The sequence below is a fragment of the Vibrio gelatinilyticus genome (assembly GCF_022836845.1).
GTDB classification, from domain to species: domain Bacteria; phylum Pseudomonadota; class Gammaproteobacteria; order Enterobacterales; family Vibrionaceae; genus Vibrio; species Vibrio gelatinilyticus.
Genome location: NZ_JAJNNZ010000001.1, coordinates 410,777 through 425,264, shown reverse-complemented (window position 1 = coordinate 425,264; position 14,488 = coordinate 410,777). Strand labels below are relative to the sequence as shown.

Sequence of the window (14,488 nt, the reverse complement as noted above, 5' to 3'; positions counted from 1 at the left end):
ATTGCAACATCCGATTGAGCAAGGAAGGCATATGAAGGTTAATAAAGTACTCGAAATAAAAAAAGGAAGTGCCAGAGTCTTAGAGATGAATGTCGCGGCGCCCGTCAGCGGCTTTGTGCGTGTGCGCCAAACAATCGCGCCAAACTGCATCGAACACCGTGTATACAAAACAGGTTTTCTTGAATGGCATGAAACGTCAAGTTCTTTGGGCCACGAAGGTGTCGGGGTCATAGAGGCTGTCGGCCCTGGTGAAACAAAATACCAGGTCGGTGATCGCGTGGTTATCTTTCAAGGCTGGGCATGCGGTGATTGCTGGGTATGTGAGAACGGCTTGGGTGCTACTCACTGTATTAACCTAAAGGGCCCCCAGCAGGTTGAAGAGGCGAACCATTCAGAATCTGGAGGAGCGGGTTTTTGTGAATACCGTTTGGTGCCCAACAACATGTTGGCCAAAATTCCCGACAACCTGCCAGACAAATATGCAACAGCCGCAAATTGTTTGATTGGCTGCACCTACACGCCAGTACGTGAACATCATGTAACTCAAGAGCATGTATGTGTTGTTGGTGGTGTTGGTTTCATCGGGCTTGCGACGATTGTGAATCTGAAATATCGCGGAGCGAAAGTGATCGCCATTGGGCGCGATACTAAACGTATGGCGCGGGCTGCTGAATTGGGTGCTGACGTAATCATTAACTCGGAAGACGAAGATTGGTTAGCACAGGTCAAAGAACACACCATCGACGGTCGTGGTGCTGACTTCTCATTCGAATGCTCTGGCTATCCATATTACCAACAACGTTGTCTAGATTCTCTTCGTCACTACGGCACCATGGTTCAGCTTGGTTACGCAGCAGACCAAGGTCCTGATCTTAAGTGGGAACTCAATACAGAGTGTGGGATCTGCTGGTCGAAGAAGACCATTACAGCATCGTTCGATGTTGATTTTCGCCATCGCCGCGAAATCTTGGAAACGTTGTGTGACCCGTGGATGCAAGACAAGATTGATAAGTTGGTGACACACACATTTCCAATGTCACGAGCAGCGGAAGCATTTGAACTGCTTAACGACCGAAACAGCGTTAACGAATTTGTCGGCAAGATCCACCTGATTCCCGGTGAATAGCCTAGGTGCCATTTAGGTAAACAACTAACCGACAAAGTGCCAAATTTATTTCATTCGACAATCAGGTAGGTAAAACGATGTCTGAAACTATCCCAAACTTTTATGCCCCTCCACGAACCTTTATGGGGGCAGAGCGAATTACCGATTTATCAGCACACAAACTAGATTATGCCATGTTGGGTGTTCCGTACGCTGAAGGTACTTTTGCCCCTTATATTCAATCGGGGCAGGCAGATATGCCTAATGCACTGCGTGACAATCCGGTCACGATATTTTTTGATATTGGTGAGGTCGGCCTGTTTGATGTCGACAAAAATCTGACTTTGCTAGAAGGCGCTAGGATTGGTGATATCGGTGACGTGGTCATTAGCCCAGGAGAAGGCAAAATTAATCGTGATCGTATGTCCAATAGCGTAAAAGAAATCTTAGCATCGGGAGCAGTGCCTATTGCCGTAGGCGGTGATCATTCCATCACTTATCCCCTGGTTCGAGGCTTTGAAGATACCCATAAGACCATGGATTTCATTTATTTTGATGCCCATCTCGACTTTGCCGATATGCCACTTGAATCAAAATATAACCATGGCACGCAGACGACCCATATTCATCAATTACCCTTTGTTCGTAACATCACAGTAATAGGGGCAAGAAACTCCACCGCAGCGGAATTTCAGCGCGCTAAAGCCGCCGGGATTCGCATTATTCCGGTTCATGAGGTCGAAGAACGTGGCGCAGAAGACATTATGCAAGAGGTGATTGATGCGAGCGTACCCACTTATGTTTCCTTGGATATCGACGGCATGGATGCGATCTATGTTCCAGGTACCACGCACCCCGAGTCAGGGGGGATGACCTTTAAGCAGCAAAAAGAGTTGCTATTTGAACTCAATAAGGCCGCTAAAGGCAATATCTGTGGTTTTGATATTGTTGAGTTGTGTCCTGCAAACGATGTGAATCATATCACCGCGCTTACCGCGTCGAAATTAACGGCCCTAATGATGGGTTACCGAAGCCACTTTTTGAATCAATAGGTCTGCATTATGCCAATCATGAAAGAGAGCAAAACGTACTTCCCCAAAAAGGGGTACGGCAAGGATGATGTTTTACATAAGCTTGATGAACTCAAGCAGGAAATGGTGCCTGTTGATGGTGGCCGATTTGGTATGTATTCGCTAAAAGGCAGTGAAGAGATCCAAAGCGTAGTAGAGCAGGCGGCACTCAAGTTCTTTTCTTTTAATGCGCTGTTTACCTTTATGAACAAACCTGCTGGGCAAATAGAAGACGAACTTATCGAAATGATTCGTGAGATTTTCCACGGCAGTGATGATATGCGAGCAAACTTTACGACAGGTGGTTCTGAATCGATTTATTGTGCAATGAAAGCGATGCGAGACTGGGCTCGTGACACGATGCCGCACATTAAAGAGCCGGAAATCGTCATTCCTTATTCTGCTCATATCGCGTTCTCACGTGGCGGTAAATATTTTGGTATTAATATTGTGCGCACTCCCGTTGCTGCAGATAACCGGGTCGACATTGAAGCGACGAAAGCCGCGATAACTGAAAATACTATCGGAATCGTCGGATCAGCACCATGTTGGCCTTTTGGCGTTTATGATCGCATCGAAGAGCTATCGGAACTCGCGATTGAAAAAGGAGTATGGCTTCATGTCGATGCATGTGTTGGTGGCTACTTAGCCCCCTTTGTACAAAAAGCAGGATATGACTTGCCAAATTGGGACTTTACGGTACCGGGTGTGCGTTCCATTTCAGCGGATATGCATAAATACGGGTACGCCCCAAAACCAATGTCTACGGTAATGTATCGTGGTGGTGACGAACAATTTCATCATTACACTGTAGAGGACGATTGGCCATGCGGCCCGTATTTTACCCAATCTCTTGGCGGAAGTCGTACTTTTGCTTCAACAGCAGCAGCATGGGCGGTCTTGAACTACATGGGCGAGGATGGTTATGTGGCTAACGCAAAGCGCATAATGGCCATTAAACAAAAGATGATCGATGGCCTCGCTGATTGTCGCGATCTCAATACCGCAAAAACCGACTTGTCTTTACTGATTATCGACTCCGTCACTCTGGATATCAGCAAAGTTGTCGGGGGAATGGCACAGCGCGGGTGGAGTTTATTAGGTAATACGCAACCCCCAGCGATTCATTTAGCGATTGATCCAATTTGTGATGAACAAGTAGAGCGAATGATTGAAGACTTTTATCATGTAGTGGAAGAAGTTAAAGCTGGCGAGTCCGATGAGCAAGGGAGTTTGGCCTACTCAGGAGGGAAAGGTTCAGGCTACACGCCCAAGTGGGTAAGCCAGGTCTTGGCGATGTTGCCGAAGAAACTTTCGAAGTCGTCACACACCGAATAGAAACAAAAAAGCCGACTCAATGAGTCGGCTTTCGTGTATATGGTGGAGGGGGACGGATTCGAACCATCGAAGGCAGAGCCGTCAGATTTACAGTCTGATCCCTTTGGCCACTCGGGAACCCCTCCAGGGTGTTTTATACTTGTTCGCAGTTTTCCCAACACAGCGCGTCAAGTTTGTTTGGTTGTTTACACAACGAAACGAATATGGTGGAGGGGGACGGATTCGAACCATCGAAGGCAGAGCCGTCAGATTTACAGTCTGATCCCTTTGGCCACTCGGGAACCCCTCCAGGGTATTTTATACTTGTTTGATGTTTTCCCAACACATCACTCAAGTGCGGAGCGCATCATAACAAACTGCGCATAGCTGTAAACCCCTTTTTTGAGGATTTTGAATTGAATGGTGCCTTTTTGGACAAAGACGCTTAAAAAGCGCGGTTATCGTTATTAATGAGAGTGATAAAATTGATTTGGTCACAGACATTTTCGAAACATTTACACTTCTTGACGTTATGAAGAGCACGACAGGCTAAAATGACGGTAATTTATATTGGATGTAAAAATAGTATGAAAAATAAAACGATAATCAGTCTATTAACGTTATCTATTCTCTCGGCTAGCCCATTCGCAGTGGCAAAACGTGGTGCTGGTTCACAGGCTGTTTCAATTGTGTCTGAGCCTGTCGCTATTCATCAAGTGTCTCAAAGCCTTTCATTGGTCGGAAAACTAAAGTCTGATCAAGCGGTTGTTATCTCTTCTGAAGTCAATGGTATTGTGGATCAGATTGTTGTCACTGCAAATCAAAACGTCACTAAGGGACAAGCGCTTGTCCTTCTCAATGACGACAAGGCAAGAGCGAATGTCGCAGAGGCAAAAGCCTATTTGAAAGATCAAAAACGTATCTTGACGGAGTTTGAGCGTCTAGTGGCGCGCAATGCGATCACCCAAACAGAAATAAATGCACAAAAAACCAATGTAGAGATCGCACAGGCACGTTTGGATTCTGCCAATGCTTCATTAAATGACTTGCATATCGAAGCGCCTTTTGATGGCACGGTCGGCTTGATTGATTTTAGCCGAGGAAAATTGGTAAACGTAGGTACAGAGCTGCTGACATTAGATGACCTGTCAGTGATGCAGCTTGATTTGCAAGTCCCTGAGAGCTACTTACCCTTACTAGAAAAAGGTATGGAAGTGAGTGCGATAACTGCGGCATGGGGACAACGAGTTTTCTTAGGTAAAGTGGTTGCCGTAGATACGCGCGTGAATCAGGAAACCTTGAATCTGAGAGTGCGTATTCACTTTCAAAATGAAGATAACAAGCTCAAGCCAGGCATGTTGGCTCAAGCTCGCATGAGTTTCCCTCCGATGGAAGCCCCAATCATTCCTGTGCAAGCGCTGGAGTATTCGGGCACTAAACGCTTTGTGTATGTCATCGATGAGCGAAATAAAGCGCATCGTCAAGAGGTGATACTCGGCGCTCGCGTGGGTAACCAAGTTGTGATTGAACAGGGAATTAGCATTGGTGAGCGCATCGTTGTGCAGGGCATAGTCAATATGCGTGACGGTGTTAAAGTCTCGGAAGTGGGATCAGAGCCGTCACTAGGACAGGCCTCTAAGCCCAGCAGTGCGGGAGCAAACTAATGTTATTGTCCGATATATCCGTTAAACGTCCGGTGGCTGCGGTTGTACTGAGTTTACTGTTGTGTGTGTTTGGTATTGTGTCATTTAATAAACTGGCCGTGCGAGAAATGCCAGATATTGAAAGCCCGGTTGTGTCGATTTCAACAAGATACTCTGGTGCCTCGGCAACGATTATCGAAAGTCAAATAACCTCCGCCATCGAAGATCAGTTATCTGGTATTAGCGGCATCGACGAGATCAACTCGGTGACTCGAAATGGCATGTCACGTATTACGGTTACCTTTGAGCTGGGGTATGATCTTAATACTGGCGTAAGTGATGTGCGCGATGCCGTTGCCCGAGCGCAAAGGGCTCTCCCGGATGAAGCAGACGATCCATTAGTGTTTAAAAATAATGGCAGTGGCGAAGCTTCACTTTACATCAATCTTAGCTCTTCAGAGATGGACCGAACCCAGCTTACCGATTATGCCAATCGAGTGTTGCTTGATCGCTTTAGCTTGATCTCGGGTGTTAGCTCGGTGGACTTGTCTGGTGGCCTCAATCAGGTCATGTACGTTAAATTAAAACCTGCGTTTATGGCTGGTCGCGGTGTCACCACAAGTGACATCTCTTTGGCGCTCAAAACCGAAAATCTAGAAAGCCCGGGTGGACAAGTTCGTAACGACGCGACGGTGATGTCGGTCCGCACCGCAAGAGCTTATAACACACCGGTTGATTTTGAATATCTAGTAGTAAAACGAGCCAGCGATAACACGCCTATTTATCTCAAAGATGTCGCCGATGTGTATGTTGGCGCAGAGAATGAAAACTCGACCTTTAAAAGTGACGGTGTGGTCAATGTGAGCATGGGGATCATCCCCCAGTCGGATGCAAATCCATTGGAAATGGCGGACCTAGTACATAAAGAAGTGGAAGATATTCAACAGTTCTTGCCAACAGGAACTCGCCTAGCGATCGACTATGACTCGACGGTATTTATCGACCGCTCTATCTCAGAAGTGTACAACACGCTCTTTATCACTGGTGGGTTAGTGATTTTGGTGCTGTATATCTTTATTGGCCAAGCGAGAGCCACCTTGATCCCTGCGGTCACTGTGCCTGTCGCTCTTATTTCATCCTTTATTGCAGCTTACTTTTTTGGTTTTTCCATTAACCTCATTACATTAATGGCGTTGATTTTATCCATCGGCCTTGTGGTTGATGACGCCATCGTTGTGGTTGAGAACATCTTCCATCATATCGAACAAGGCGAGTCCCCATTGCTTGCCGCATATAAAGGCACGCGAGAAGTGGGTTTTGCGGTCGTTGCTACTACATTGGTTCTGGTCATGGTCTTTCTACCGATCTCCTTTATGGATGGTATGATAGGGCTATTGTTTACCGAGTTCTCGGTATTGCTGGCGATGTCAGTGATTTTCTCATCCTTGATCGCCCTGACACTCACCCCAGTGCTTGGTAGCACCATCTTAAAAGCCAACGTCAAACCAAGTCGTTTTACCTTGTTTGTTGATAAGCAATTTAAACGCGTTGAATCGGTATATCGTCGCGCTTTGACCAAAGCCCTCAAGTGGCGCTGGATAGCGCCTATTGTGATCTTGTCCTGTATAGGCGGTAGCTATCAACTCATGCAGCAAGTTCCTGCCCAACTGACACCACAAGAAGACCGAGGGGTGATCTTTGCTTTCGTGCGCGGGGCCGATGCAACCAGTTATAACCGTATGTCTGCCAATATGGACATTGTTGAGAACCGTTTAATGCCACTGCTTGGGCAAGGCTTCTTGAAGTCGTTTAGCATTCAGTCGCCAGCGTTTGGCGGCAATGCCGGTGACCAAACTGGTTTCGTTATCATGATATTAGAAGATTGGAACGAACGTACAGTGACGGCTCAACAGGCGTTAGGCCATGTACGTAAAGCGCTGGCAGGGATCCCAGATGTTCGAGTCTTTCCCTTTACACCTGGATTCCGAGGAGGTTCAAGTGAGCCTGTACAGTTCGTAATTGGCGGTTCTGACTATCCTGAATTGCAAAAGTGGGCAGAGAAGCTTGAGCAAGCTGCAGAAGACTCGCCATTTATGGAAGGTGCGAACACCAATTACTCAGAGAAAACACCAGAGCTGGTGGTGAGCATTGATCGAGAGCGTGCAGCGGAACTTGGCATTAGTGTTTCGGCCATTTCCGATACATTAGAAGTGATGCTTGGCGGCAAAAAGGAAACGACCTATGTCGAGCGTGGAGAGGAGTACGATGTGTATCTGCGAGGCGACGAAAATAGCTTCAATAATGCAGCGGATCTAAGTCAAATCTATATGCGAACGAAATCTGGCGAGTTGGTCACATTAGATGCCGTCACCAGTATTGAAGAAGTCGCCTCTTCGATTCGTCTTTCTCACTACAACAAGCAAAAAGCCATAACGATTACGGCAAACCTTGCCGATGGCTATACCTTGGGTGAGGCACTCGACTTTATGGATCAGCAAGCCATTGACATGCTACCAGGCGATATATCGGTCAGCTATTCGGGAGAATCAAAGGATTTCAAAGAGAATCAGTCGAGTATCCTTGTCGTGTTTGCTCTGGCACTGCTGGTGGCTTATTTAGTCTTGGCCGCGCAGTTTGAAAGCTTTATCAACCCATTAGTCGTAATGTTCACCGTACCTATGGGAGTATTTGGTGGCTTCCTTGGCTTATTTATCATGAGTCAGGGGCTGAATATCTATAGTCAGATTGGCATGATCATGCTTATCGGGATGGTGACCAAAAATGGTATTTTAATTGTAGAGTTTGCTAACCAACTGCGTGATAAAGGCATTGAGTTCGAAAAGGCCATTATCGATGCGTCAGCAAGACGTTTACGACCGATTATGATGACAGCGTTTACTACGCTTGCTGGTGCTATTCCGCTCATTATGTCCACAGGCGCGGGTTACGAAAGCCGAGTTTCGGTAGGTACCGTAATTTTCTTTGGTATGGCGTTTGCGACTTTGGTGACTTTATTCGTCATTCCTGCCATGTACCGTCTGATTTCGGCCAGTACGCGAGCGCCAGGCCATGTTGAAGCGGAACTCAATAAAGCGCTCAGTTACGATGTAAAAGCGCGTACTAGCCACGGTGATTTACCCGAAGCTTAGTATCAAAATCTCACACAAATGCTCAGTTTAGACTGGGCATTTTTTTGTTTGTTGGTTAGGATTATGAGGTGAAAAAAAAACAAATAAGGGAAGTAAAGTGGCTGAATTTAAATACAAAAACTTGTCTCAACAAGAACAAGATAAACTGGATGCAGCGGTATTTCGTAAGCTTCTTGCGCATCTTGATGACAACAAAGATGTACAGAATATCGATTTGATGATTCTTGCGGGGTTTTGTCGTAATTGCTTTAGCAAATGGTACAAAGCTGAAGCAGAGCAAGCAGGATTGGAGCTGGACATCGATGATGCGAGGGAGCGTGTCTATGGTATGACCTATGCTGAGTGGAAGGAACATCACCAACCAGCAGCAACACCAGAACAGCTGGCCGCATTTGAAGCCAAACAGAAATAACACAATGATAAATGCCACTTATGTGGCATTTTTTTGTGTGATATTGCCGCGCTAGTACCCAAAGAGGGTATGCGCGTTGAGTTGATTCACACCTTTAGAGTACACTCGTTTCATAAATTAAAACAATTGTTTAGATTTGACTGCATATAACGACAATAAATGGGTAATTCGATGTTTGTCTCTAAAAAACACCTCATAGAACTGCAACAAGATAAAAAAGTGTGGGAGCAAGAGCGAGACTCGCTGCAGGCACAAATTGACTCATTAACCGAACAGCTAGAAAGTGAAGTCAGTAGAGCAGATAGGCTTTCAGCAACGCTGCAAACTCAAAAGCAGCGCTCTCGTCGCTTTCTGACCACAGTTACGAGCGAGTTGATTGGTGCTACCGCAAATATCGACCAAGCGAACAGCGAACTCATCGAACAAAGCGACCAGTTACAGTCAAACCTTGGGGTTTTCGAATCAACGCAAGGCCAGCTTGAGGCGATGTATCGCTCATTGGATCGAGTGACGCAATCGTCTTTGGCGAGCAAAAAAACCGTTGGAGCCCTACAAGAGCTCACCAACGACATTACACAGTTTATCAGTATTATCCATCAAATCTCGGAGCAGACTAACCTATTGGCACTTAACGCGGCAATAGAAGCCGCTCGTGCCGGAGAACATGGCAGAGGTTTTGCTGTGGTTGCCGACGAAGTTCGTTCGTTAGCGGGTAGAGCTAACGAGGCCGCGAGCGAGATTTCAGGGCTCGTCGAGCGTATCGAATCGAGTACCAACCTTGTGGGCGAGAATATCGAAGCGGTATCTGAGCAAGTCTCAGAAGCTTCTAGTGGCGCATCTGACATTGTTCGTGATACTCAATCAATTCTTGGCTTGTCATCGGCGACCATTGACGTTATCTACAAAAGTACCGTGGATATCTACGCGTCGAGCGCCATTGCGCAATACACCAATATGTGGAGCAGCGCGCACTCTAAGCTGATTGGTGCCGATTATGATCTGGGGATCTTAACCATGCATGTGAACGAAAGCATCTTCGGCACTATAGCTTCTCAACACGATGAAACCAAGGAAATGACTCAGCAGGGTGGGCCATTGGAGCTCTTCTTTGATAAAGCTGAGCGTTTTCATTCCAACCTTAAAGCAGTATCAAACGGAAAAGCAACGGACGTATTGGTGGAAGATCTGGATGAGTCTTACCGCGATCTCGTTCGCTACATTAATACCGCGCAAGACAGAGTGAAGTTGGCGTACGAACGCTAATCACGTCTAAATAGTCCCGAGGCGAACATAATTGCTCGCCTCGTTTATATCTAACAGGCTTGGTCAAATTTATCAGATCAGATAGCAGTGACTGACAGATTAATCGTCTAGAGTTCCTACACGCTCAAATATCTCTAGTTTTTCAGCATAAGGTTGAATGTCACCGATGTTGTCTTTAATCCATTCCTGGTTGAAATAGGTGTCAAGATAGCGCTCACCACTGTCACACAATAAAGTCACAATCGATCCTGTTTCGCCTTTACGCTTCATTTCGCACGCTAGCTGCAATGCGCCGTAAACGTTGGTACCTGTTGATGCACCGACTTTGCGGCCAAGAATTTTCTCTAACCATTGAGTCGTGGCGATACTGGCCGCATCTGGAATCGTACGCATTTCATCAATCACACCAGGAATGAAGCTTGGCTCAACGCGCGGGCGGCCAATACCTTCAATTTTACTGCCGGTATCGCCGGTAATATTGGCATTTCCGGTTTTATAGTAGTCGTGAAATACTGAGTTTTCAGGATCGACGACGCACAACTTAGTTTCGTGCTTTTGATAGCGAATAAAGCGACCAATTGTAGCCGATGTACCGCCTGTTCCTGGGCTCATTACCACCCAACTTGGGATCGGATGATCTTCGAGTTCCATCTGGCTGAAGATGGAATTAGCGATGTTGTTATTTCCGCGCCAATCGGTCGCGCGCTCAGCGTAGGTAAACTGATCCATATAGTGACCATTAAGCTCTTGTGCCAGACGGTGCGATTCCGCGTAGATCTGATCAGAGCGATCCACCAAGTGTGCTTGACCGCCATAAAACTCGATCTGCTCGATTTTTTTGCGAGCAGTACTTTTCGGCATTACAGCAATGAAAGGCAAGCCCAACAGGCGTGCAAAATAGGCTTCTGATACGGCTGTGCTGCCTGAAGATGATTCGATCACAGTGGTCTCTGGGCCAATCCAGCCATTACAAATCGCGTACAAAAACAAAGAACGAGCCAATCGGTGCTTAAGCGAACCTGTTGGGTGTGTACTTTCATCTTTCAGATACAGATCAACACCTTCGATTGACGGTAAATCAAGCTTAATGAGGTGAGTATCTGCCGAACGTTGAAAATCAGCTTCAATTTTTCTGATGGCGTTGTTGATCCACTGATGGTCTGTACACATGATTTCTATTCCTTTGTTTCTCGCGGGTATAGGTATAATTTACCTAGCACATTGGAGAAAAACTTTGCTATATTTGCTTTAATTTGGCAATTGGGTAGAAAAATTTTCTCTAATAGGGGGATTTGTGGAAATAGACAGTATCGATAAGAAGCTGCTCGCGCTGTTGCAAGACGATGGGACCTTGTCACTCAATCAATTGTCCGAAGCCGTGAACCTAACAACTACCCCTTGTTGGAAGCGGCTAAAGCGATTGGAAGAGCAGGGGATTATCAGTAAACGGGTCGCCTTGCTGGATCCCGAGAAACTGAATTTGTCGTTCACTTCGTTTGTGCAAATCAAAACCACCAATCACTCGCATGAGTGGTATCAAACGTTTGTCGACACCGTCTCGTTGTTTCCCGAAGTGATGGAGTTTTATCGTATGGCCGGTGAATATGACTATATGATGAAAGTGCTCGTCAAGGACATGAAGCAGTTTGATGAGTTCTATAAGAAGCTAGTCAACAGCATTGATGGATTGTCCAATGTCACCTCCACCTTTGCGATGGAACCGCTTAAGTACACAACAGCACTGCCAATCAGGTAGCAGTCTCTCACTTCTGATGCCAGAGATTGCAAATATTGAGCATTCACTCTATAAAAGATTTAGTCAATTATGACAAAGGACTGTCATCATGTTGCATCAGCTGTTAGTGGGAGTGAAAAAACCATTTATAAAAATGGTCCCTGTGTCGACTCCTCATTGCGTCGAGGGCGCTGGTTCGGTAGCGAAGGTAGGGGAGTTGTGCCAACAATATCGCGTTAGCAAACCTCTTATTGTGACTGACAATGCCTTAGTGTCGCTAGGTATTGCGCAGAAGGTGATTTCTTCTCTGCAACGCAGTTCAATTCCATTTGCAATGTACGACGATGTCGTACCCGATCCCAATTTTGATGTGGTGCGAGAGGGAGTCAATGTCTACTGTGAGCATCAATGCGATGGCATTATTGCTCTTGGTGGCGGATCTCCTATGGACTGTGCTAAGGCTATTGCTGCGTCAGTAAGAACCGGAAAAGATGTTGCCAGGCTTACTGGCCTGTTCCGGGTTCACAGGCCGCTTATGCCTATTATTGCCATTCCAACCACTGCTGGCACGGGTTCTGAAACCACGGCCGCGGCCGTTGTGAGTGATGAAGTGGCCAGGAAAAAGCTGGCGATCGCCGATCCGTTCCTGGTCCCCAAAGTCGCCATTCTAGATGCCGAACTGATGATTGGCTTGCCTGTGCGAGTCACCGCAGAAACCGGTATTGATGCCTTAACCCATGCTATCGAGTCCTATCTGAGCGGTTACGCAAATTCCTACACAAAAGCGCTCAGTATCGGGGCTATTCAGGCAATACTTGAATACTTACCGAAAGCGGTTGAAAATGGCTCTGATATTCAGGCAAGAGAGAAAATGGCCAAAGCCAGTTTTGATGCGGGTGTCGCTTTTACTCGTACCTATATAGGTTATGTTCATGCAATTGCTCACCAACTTGGCGCTTTTTACCATGTGCCGCATGGGCAAGCTAATGCTATCGTGTTGCCTCAAGTTCTACGATTTATCGCCGAACAGAACCCTGTGAGATTGCGTGAGTTGGCCGCACATTTCTGTGATGATATCGCGCTAGAGCCTCAATCCGATATCGTGAGTCAGTTTATTGAGAAGATCGAAATGTTACTGCGCAGTTTGGGTATAGCCAGTACAGTAAAGGAGTTGCAAGAATATGATATCGCGGATATTGCCAAGCAAGCGATTGGTGAGGCGTTTGGTGAGTATCCAGTTCCTGTTGTGATGTCTAATAAACAATGCCAAGAATTACTCGTTAAGTTACTTCCTAATGGAGAGCATTAAATGACCCAAGTAGAGTTTACCGCTTCAGAGCTGGATGAAATTTTGCTGCGCCAGAAACACGCTTATAAGCAAGACCCCTTTATGAGTAAAGAAGTGCGCGTGGACAACTTGCACAAACTGGAGCGCATATTAAAGCAGCATCAAAGCGAAATCTGTCAGGCTATCCATGAAGACTTTGGCTCTCGTACCGTCACAGAGACAAGTTTGTTGGAAGTGTTTACTTCAATAGAGAGTGCGGTAGATGCACGCAAAAAACTGTCGAAGTGGATGAAGCCGAAAAGGCGTTCAACCTCAATTTGGTTTAAGCCAGCCAAGAACCGCTTGATTCCGCAACCGCTGGGCTCTGTTGGCATTATGGTGCCTTGGAACTACCCGTTGATGTTAGCCATCTCTCCAATGGTGACGGCGATGGCGGCAGGCAACCGAATCATGGTGAAGATGTCAGAAAACTCCCAGCGATTGTGCCGTGTGCTAGCTAATGCCTTTGCTCAGGAGTTCGATCAAACCGAAATCTGTTTTGTGGCAGAAACCGGAGACACAGGCCCGACCTTTGCGCGGCTACCATTTGATCACCTCATTTTTACCGGCTCAACGGCGACAGGTAAAAAAGTCATGGCTGCAGCGGCAGAGAACTTAACGCCTGTAACGCTTGAACTTGGTGGTAAGTCTCCAGCCATTGTTGCTAAAGACTATCCATTGAAAAAAGCACTGTCTCGTATTCTTGGGGGCAAAAGCTACAACAGTGGCCAAACCTGTGTTGCACCAGATTACCTGTTGATTCCTGAAGAAAGCTTGGAAGAAACCATCAAACTCGCAAAGGCCATTATTGCGAAGCGCTTTGCCAAAAAAGAGGTCACTGAGCTGACGTCTATTATCGATGAACCGTCGTATGAACGTTTGATGAGCAAATTAGAGGATGCCAAAGAAAAAGGGGCTGATGTCATCAACTTGCTGCCTAAAAGTGAGCCGAACGACCAGACTCGTCAGATGGCGATCCATCTTGTGGTTAACCCCACAGATGACATGACAGTGTTACAACGAGAAATTTTTGGTCCGATATTACCGATTGTGACTTACAAGAGCCTGGATGAGGTATACCAGTATATAGGTGAACGTGATAGGCCACTGGCATTGTATTTATTTACCAATGACAAAGCGGTAAAACAGGAAGTGCTTCATAGCACCATTTCTGGTGGCGTAGCGATTAATGACGTGATGGTTCACGTTGCGCAGCACGACTTGCCATTTGGCGGGGTAGGGGCAAGCGGTATTGGTAACTACCATGGCCGAGATGGCTTTGAATCACTCTCAAAAATGAAGCCGGTTATGCATCAATCTTCGGTTACGTTCAGCTCGCTATTGTTGCCGCCATACAGCGGTTTTGCCAAAAGAATGGTGAACTTTCTTGTTAACCGAAAACTGCACTTGCCTGAGCGGTCCAAGTAACCAGACTCCTTAAACAAAAAAAGCGCTTTGAAAAGCGCT

The 14,488-nt window shown here is 46.4% G+C and carries 11 protein-coding genes and 2 tRNA genes; 10 read left to right on the top strand and 3 right to left on the bottom strand.

Going from position 1 to position 14,488, the window contains the following annotated elements:
* Positions 1 to 31 precede the first annotated feature (31 nt).
* The 3 genes from LNL84_RS01945 (at position 32) to LNL84_RS01935 (ending at position 3,513) form a co-directional block, all read left to right on the top strand.
* Positions 32 to 1,126, top strand: a complete 1,095-nt coding sequence (locus tag LNL84_RS01945; RefSeq protein ID WP_244354752.1) for a zinc-dependent alcohol dehydrogenase — start codon at positions 32 to 34, stop codon at positions 1,124 to 1,126.
* A 77-nt stretch (positions 1,127 to 1,203) separates the two neighbouring features.
* The gene (locus LNL84_RS01940) at positions 1,204 to 2,157 is read left to right on the top strand and encodes an arginase family protein (protein ID WP_244354750.1); all 954 of its coding nucleotides are present in this window, start codon (positions 1,204 to 1,206) and stop codon (positions 2,155 to 2,157) included.
* Between the two features lie 9 nt (positions 2,158 to 2,166).
* Positions 2,167 to 3,513 carry a pyridoxal phosphate-dependent decarboxylase family protein gene (locus LNL84_RS01935; protein WP_244354748.1) on the top strand — a complete coding sequence of 449 codons (1,347 nt, stop codon included), beginning with the start codon at positions 2,167 to 2,169 and terminating at the stop codon, positions 3,511 to 3,513.
* Between the two features lie 40 nt (positions 3,514 to 3,553).
* On the opposite strand, the gene LNL84_RS01930 is transcribed toward LNL84_RS01935, so the two are convergent.
* Positions 3,554 to 3,638: transfer RNA gene (locus tag LNL84_RS01930), tRNA-Tyr, on the bottom strand.
* Between the two features lie 79 nt (positions 3,639 to 3,717).
* Positions 3,718 to 3,802 (bottom strand) — tRNA-Tyr (locus LNL84_RS01925).
* A 277-nt stretch (positions 3,803 to 4,079) separates the two neighbouring features.
* Here LNL84_RS01925 and LNL84_RS01920 point away from each other — a divergent pair.
* The 4 genes from LNL84_RS01920 to LNL84_RS19725 all read left to right on the top strand — a co-directional run bounded on the left by LNL84_RS01920 (position 4,080) and on the right by LNL84_RS19725 (position 9,959).
* Complete coding sequence (locus LNL84_RS01920) at positions 4,080 to 5,156, top strand: efflux RND transporter periplasmic adaptor subunit (protein ID WP_244354746.1); 1,077 nt, start codon at positions 4,080 to 4,082, stop codon at positions 5,154 to 5,156.
* Positions 5,156 to 8,284, top strand: a complete 3,129-nt coding sequence (gene vexH, locus LNL84_RS01915) for a vibriobactin export RND transporter permease subunit VexH (protein ID WP_244354744.1) — start codon at positions 5,156 to 5,158, stop codon at positions 8,282 to 8,284. The genes LNL84_RS01920 and vexH overlap by 1 nt, the downstream gene beginning before the upstream one ends.
* A 97-nt stretch (positions 8,285 to 8,381) precedes the next feature.
* On the top strand, positions 8,382 to 8,696 hold the full coding sequence (locus LNL84_RS01910; RefSeq protein WP_244354742.1) for a DUF1244 domain-containing protein: 315 nt from the start codon (positions 8,382 to 8,384) through the stop codon (positions 8,694 to 8,696).
* 171 nt (positions 8,697 to 8,867) lie between these two features.
* Complete coding sequence (locus LNL84_RS19725; RefSeq protein WP_279610909.1) at positions 8,868 to 9,959, top strand: methyl-accepting chemotaxis protein; 1,092 nt, start codon at positions 8,868 to 8,870, stop codon at positions 9,957 to 9,959.
* Between the two features lie 99 nt (positions 9,960 to 10,058).
* Here the strand turns inward: LNL84_RS19725 and LNL84_RS01900 are convergent, their stop codons facing one another.
* Positions 10,059 to 11,129 (bottom strand): PLP-dependent cysteine synthase family protein, encoded by a 1,071-nt coding sequence (locus tag LNL84_RS01900; protein WP_244354740.1) that lies wholly within the window; start codon positions 11,127 to 11,129, stop codon positions 10,059 to 10,061.
* A gap of 124 nt (positions 11,130 to 11,253) precedes the next feature.
* On the opposite strand from LNL84_RS01900, the gene LNL84_RS01895 reads away from it, so the two are divergent.
* The 3 genes from LNL84_RS01895 to LNL84_RS01885 all read left to right on the top strand — a co-directional run bounded on the left by LNL84_RS01895 (position 11,254) and on the right by LNL84_RS01885 (position 14,449).
* Positions 11,254 to 11,715: an Lrp/AsnC family transcriptional regulator gene (locus LNL84_RS01895; protein WP_244354738.1), complete on the top strand. Its 462-nt coding sequence runs from the start codon at positions 11,254 to 11,256 to the stop codon at positions 11,713 to 11,715.
* Between the two features lie 88 nt (positions 11,716 to 11,803).
* The gene (locus tag LNL84_RS01890; RefSeq protein WP_244354736.1) at positions 11,804 to 13,003 is read left to right on the top strand and encodes an iron-containing alcohol dehydrogenase; all 1,200 of its coding nucleotides are present in this window, start codon (positions 11,804 to 11,806) and stop codon (positions 13,001 to 13,003) included.
* The gene (locus LNL84_RS01885; RefSeq protein WP_244354734.1) at positions 13,004 to 14,449 is read left to right on the top strand and encodes a coniferyl aldehyde dehydrogenase; all 1,446 of its coding nucleotides are present in this window, start codon (positions 13,004 to 13,006) and stop codon (positions 14,447 to 14,449) included.
* Positions 14,450 to 14,488 lie beyond the last annotated feature (39 nt).

Bases quoted from the DNA above. Each gene is read 5' to 3' on its own strand.
- LNL84_RS19725 (WP_279610909.1), top strand. From the start codon at position 8,868: ATGTTTGTCTCTAAAAAACACCTCATAGAACTGCAACAAGATAAAAAA.
- LNL84_RS01885 (WP_244354734.1), top strand. From the start codon at position 13,004: ATGACCCAAGTAGAGTTTACCGCTTCAGAGCTGGATGAAATTTTGCTG.
- LNL84_RS01900 (WP_244354740.1), bottom strand. From the start codon at position 11,129: ATGTGTACAGACCATCAGTGGATCAACAACGCCATCAGAAAAATTGAA.
- LNL84_RS01945 (WP_244354752.1), top strand. From the start codon at position 32: ATGAAGGTTAATAAAGTACTCGAAATAAAAAAAGGAAGTGCCAGAGTC.
- LNL84_RS01920 (WP_244354746.1), top strand. From the start codon at position 4,080: ATGAAAAATAAAACGATAATCAGTCTATTAACGTTATCTATTCTCTCG.
- LNL84_RS01940 (WP_244354750.1), top strand. From the start codon at position 1,204: ATGTCTGAAACTATCCCAAACTTTTATGCCCCTCCACGAACCTTTATG.
- LNL84_RS01890 (WP_244354736.1), top strand. From the start codon at position 11,804: ATGTTGCATCAGCTGTTAGTGGGAGTGAAAAAACCATTTATAAAAATG.
- vexH (WP_244354744.1), top strand. From the start codon at position 5,156: ATGTTATTGTCCGATATATCCGTTAAACGTCCGGTGGCTGCGGTTGTA.
- LNL84_RS01935 (WP_244354748.1), top strand. From the start codon at position 2,167: ATGCCAATCATGAAAGAGAGCAAAACGTACTTCCCCAAAAAGGGGTAC.